The organism is Mycobacterium asiaticum DSM 44297 (assembly GCF_000613245.1).
Taxonomy (GTDB): domain Bacteria; phylum Actinomycetota; class Actinomycetes; order Mycobacteriales; family Mycobacteriaceae; genus Mycobacterium; species Mycobacterium asiaticum.
Map to the genome: position 1 here is coordinate 2136235 of NZ_HG964936.1, position 4664 is coordinate 2140898.

General features: G+C 66.6%; 4 protein-coding genes and 1 pseudogene. All 5 read right to left on the reverse strand.

Annotated elements, in window-relative coordinates:
* Positions 1-60: 60 nt before the first annotated feature.
* Positions 61-573 (reverse strand): annotated as a pseudogene (locus tag BN972_RS10180) (PE family protein); the annotation flags it as partial.
* A gap of 95 nt (positions 574-668) precedes the next feature.
* Complete coding sequence (locus tag BN972_RS10185) at positions 669-2036, reverse strand: hypothetical protein (RefSeq protein ID WP_036355868.1); 1368 nt, start codon at positions 2034-2036, stop codon at positions 669-671.
* Positions 2033-2398, reverse strand: coding sequence for a cupredoxin domain-containing protein (locus BN972_RS10190; protein WP_036355871.1), 366 nt, complete (start codon positions 2396-2398; stop codon positions 2033-2035). Before BN972_RS10190 ends, BN972_RS10185 begins: the two co-directional genes overlap by 4 nt.
* A 4-nt stretch (positions 2399-2402) precedes the next feature.
* Entirely contained in the window at positions 2403-4226 is a 1824-nt protein-coding gene (locus BN972_RS10195; RefSeq protein WP_036357231.1) for a hypothetical protein, read from the reverse strand.
* 72 nt (positions 4227-4298) lie between these two features.
* Positions 4299-4442, reverse strand: coding sequence for a hypothetical protein (locus tag BN972_RS29755; protein ID WP_167659556.1), 144 nt, complete (start codon positions 4440-4442; stop codon positions 4299-4301).
* Positions 4443-4664: the final 222 nt, after the last annotated feature.

A 4664-nucleotide genomic window follows, 5' to 3' on the forward strand; every position in this document is an offset into this window, starting at 1 on the left:
AACGAAGGGACGGCCCGACCTATTCGCCCGGCCCGGTCCCCGACCGGGGCGCCGCTACCGCCCGGCACCTCCTGCCCCGCCATTGCCGAGCAGTCCAGCGGCCCCGCCGTTGCCGCCCCGCTGGCCAGGGTCGCCGGCAGCCCCATTGCCGCCATTTCCCCAGAGCAGCCCACCGGCTGCCCCGGCTTGGCCCGGTGTCACGCCGTTGGCGCCATCACCGATCAGCGGACGACCCAGCAATGCCCGGGCCGGCGCGTTCACGGCGTCCAGTGCTACCTGCAGAGGCGAGGCATTGATGGCGTCGGCCGCGGCATAAAGGTTCCCACCCGCATTCAACGCGCGGACGAACTGCTCATGGAAAGCGGCCGCTTGGGCGCTGACCGCTTGGTATTGGTTCGCGTGGGCGCCGAATACGGTGCTGACGGCAGCCGAGACTTCGTCGCCGGCCGCGCTCACCAGAGCGGTGGTGTGCGCGGAGGCCGCCGCGTTGGCGGCACCGAGAGTCGTTCCGATACTCGCCAGGTCTGACGCCATGAGTGTCATCACGTCGGGAATTGCGACCAGATAAGACATGAGTTACCTCCCATGCGGCTGGGGCGATGGTAACGGGCTCCGGACGGCAATACCTGTTTTTGCGCGGTTTACCTGCGATTGGTCGGTTTTGGGTGTCATCCGCCGAACAGTAGGTACAGACCCATGAACGTGTAACCGACCATCACCAGCATCATGGTGAGCTGGCCGGTGAGCTGATGGTCTTTGGGAAGCAGCCGCAGCGCCTTGTCGTGCGCCGCGATGACGGCCACGATGTGCCCGGTCACCACGCAGGCCACCTTGATCGTGGAGAGCACCGCGGGGTGCGTCGAGAGCACATACGCGACATGCGCATCCGCCAGGCCGAGCAGGTTCCACCCGCGGCCCAGCGGGTCGGCCAGCGCGATCACGGCCTGCTGCCCGCGCTCCACCAGGTAAGTCAGGTAGTGCGCGAAGATGTAGCCGACCACGATCGGGATCAGTGAGTGCGCCATCTGGCCCGGCAGGGCCCGGCGCTGTTCCGCATCGACGCCGCCCGTGGCGCGAGCCGCCAGCGTGAACGTCACCGCGACAACCGAAATGAAGACGAGCAACCCGGCCGTGCGCAGCGCCGACGAGGTCAGCGTCTCCGGCACCCCGTGGGCGTCCCGGGCAATACCGTCGGCGAAATTGCGCCAGGTCGGTGCCGCCGAGAAGCTGTCGAAGGCGGTGGACCCGAGCAGCACCGCCAGCATCATCACCACGCCCGGGCGCACCGGCAGCGACGGCAGGTGATCGAACGGATTGCCGATGACGATCTTGCCGGTCTCGCGGTTGCGCCAGAACGGGCAGAGCCGGGACACGGCCATGCTGTACACGCCGAATGGGTCGACCCGGGCGAACCACCGTTGGCCACACAGCCAGGCCCCGACGAACAACACCGCGGTATAGACCAACAGCCACGTCTTGACCGCGGTCAGCGAGGCGGAGTCCGGGCTGGCCAGTTCCATCCAGACGAACGCGAAGAGCCCGAACGCCGCGGGGCGGTACCCCCAGCGCTCCGGATATGTCCACCGCGGCCGGCTGAGCCGCTCCGGCAGGCCGCGGCGCACCAGCAGATACAGGGTCCGGACCGGCGAGATCACCCGCCAGACCGGCCCGAAGAACAGCGACAAGGCGACCAACCCGACCCACAGCAGCACGTAGAACGCGCCGAGCAGCCCATTGGCCTGGTTCTGCGGCCCCCACACCCCAGCGATCAGCACCCAGACCGCGAAGAGGAAGGACAGGCCCCCAACGATCCACCGGACCACGCGCGAATCAACCGCGGCGGTCACCGCGTCCGGAAGTGCGTGTCCGGGCTTGTCCGGATCGAACCGCGGTTTTTTCCAGGCCAGCGCGACCAACGCGAACGTGAAGGTCAGCGCCCAGGCCGCGCCTATCAGCGCGAACGTGTACGGCACCGGGAGATCGTTCGACCCGCCCAAGCCGTGCGCCAGCACCGACACGGGGGGAGCGTCCGTCACGGCTGGACTTGGATCGTGGCGATCGTCCGCTTGAGGTGGTGTAGTTCGACGTCCACGCTGCCGGGCACATCGACGCTGAACTCGAACTGTTGATGCGGTGCCGCCGCGATTTGGAACTTGTGGTCGGGCACCGAGTGCACGTGCAGCTCGTCGGTGACGTCGCTGGTGACGTGCAGAACGATCTGTTGCTTCACCTTGGCCTGCAACGTGGCGTTGGTCGGGGTGACCTGGCCATTAGCGATCGTGACGTCGATGGTCAGGGCCTGGGCGGGGGCCTTGCTGGGCGAGTTGCCGCCGCAGGCGACCAGCGCGCAGATCAGCAAGCCCGCCCACGCCGTGACGAGGGTGCGTCCAACCGTCATCGGGCTACGCCGCTTCTGGCAACGGGTGCTTTTGCTCCTCCACCCGCTTCGGCCGGGTCGTCTCACCGTTGATGCGGCCGGCGCCCCAGGTCAGGGCGGCGATCACCATCAAGGTGAAGATCAGGACGAGGATCGAGCCCACCGTGAACAACCACTCCGGCGCGCTCGGATCCCGCTCGCGCTGCAGGATGGTGTTCTCGAACACGAACGGGCGGGTCATCTCCGGCTGAGCCGGCACCTCGGGGGCCGGGATCGCCTCATCGGCCGGCTCCCAGATCGGCACCGCCGTCATGGTGTAGCCGTCCTGCACCCGCAGCAGCGTCTTCCACGTGCCCCAGACCGGGATGGGTTCGGTGGAGCGATAGTGCCCGGGCCCTACCCGTTCCAACCGGTCGATCAACAGACCACGGTTGTTCTCCATCTTCCCCTGCCAGGACGTGATCGACACCCAGTCGGGGTCGTCCTTGATCATGTCCGGGGGATTGATCTGGACGTCAGCGGACACCATCCGCTTGCCGGGCTCGCTGGGCAGCTCGGTCAGCTTGATCGTGGCGGTGTTCTGGCTCGGGATGACGATGTGCAGACCATTGGCCACCGTCGCGCCGATCACGACGACGGTCGCGGCGACCAGCGAGATGCCGATCGCGCGGCGCGGCAGTGGTTGGCCGGTGAGCACCATGCCGGTCATCGCGCCGCAGACGCCCATCAGAATTGCCACCGGCACCGCCATCGCCAAGGCCTCGCCCCACATGCTGGTCGGCCACGGGTAGTGGTAGACCGCCCCGATCCACAGCGACTCCAACCAGAGTCCGATGGTGCCGACCGCAAGACCGGTGACAGCACCAAAGACGATCGGCCGCTTGAACAACGGAGTCAGCGCCAGGATCTCGACCACGAGAGCGGGCCCCAGGTAGAGCGGGAACCAGTTGTGCGGCGCCCCGAGGATCGGACCAACGGTGAACGCGACGGCGCCGCGCAGCGCGATCGCGAATAGGGCGGCGATGATCGCCGCGCCCTTGCCCAGGGTCATGCGGGCCACGATCAACGCCAGCGCCGCCACGCCGGCGATCATCATCGGGTGGAATGCCAGCCGGAACTGCTGAACGCCGAAGTCGAATTCGATCTGGTAGACGGACAGGCCGATCAGGAGCCCGCCGCAGGACAGGTAGCGCAAGAACCGGACGAACGGCTTCTCCGGCGGCGCATCCGGCAGTGCACGGCCGCCTTCGTACTCCAGCATCAGCACCGAGAACAACGACAGCCCAGCGCCGCCGATCATCATCAGGTGCGTAGGGCCCCACAGCGTGACGTCCTGGCCGAAGATGCGGTGCCAGATGTCGTCGAGCGGAAAACCGAGCAGCGCGTACATCCCGCAGCCGGCCATCAGGACGCCGCCGACCGGGGCGTGCCAGTTGTCGGTGATGCGCACCGGGGCCGGTCCGGGCTCGTCGAACGGCAGCGCGATCGCGATCATGCCGCCGAGGAAAATGCCGAACAGGCCGATGATGATGAAGTAGTGCGCAGGGTTTGCCAGCGGCCCGGGATCGCGGCCTTCGCCGATGTGCCAGCTGACGTCCCAAATGAAGCCGAACAGGGCGCAGATGATCGACGTGGTATATACCAGCACGGGCAGCGCCACCCAGGACGGACGCCTGAATTTGACGCCCAACCAGTCGGCGAATTTCTCCAGCCACATGATCCGACGGGTGCGGTGCGCCCAGCCGATGGCCAGCATGATCAGTGTGATGATCAGCGCAGCGACTGAAAGCCCGATTACCTGGCTCAGTTCGGCACCGCGAGCCGCTGGCGCCTCCGCAACAACCGACATTTCCACCGCGATCGCCTCCCGTTTGCGCACGGCTGACTAGGACGAAGCTGTAATGCCCAAATGCGGCGTCGGTCAATCCTGCTTTTCGCTGGAGCTTTTCCGGTTCCGCATCGCTATATATAGCACCACGCCAACGACGATCACTGCCGGTAGAAATGCGGGTATGGCCAGCCAAATGCCGTGGTCGGCCAAATACTCGACATGCAGGTCGGTCATAAGGAATTCATACCCGCACGGCCAGCTTCCAACCCGGCCGGATCGGGTGACGCCCCGAGGGCTCGACGGACGCCCGCGCGGCATCCGTCGTCGTCGGGACCGTTACCCTAACCTGAACGGTTTTCCACCCGAGCCGCCCTGAGGGCGCGGCCATTGAACATGGATCGCCCATGCGCGTGCGATCAAGAAGCAGGGGAGTACCCGGTGAGCCCAACGCCGACA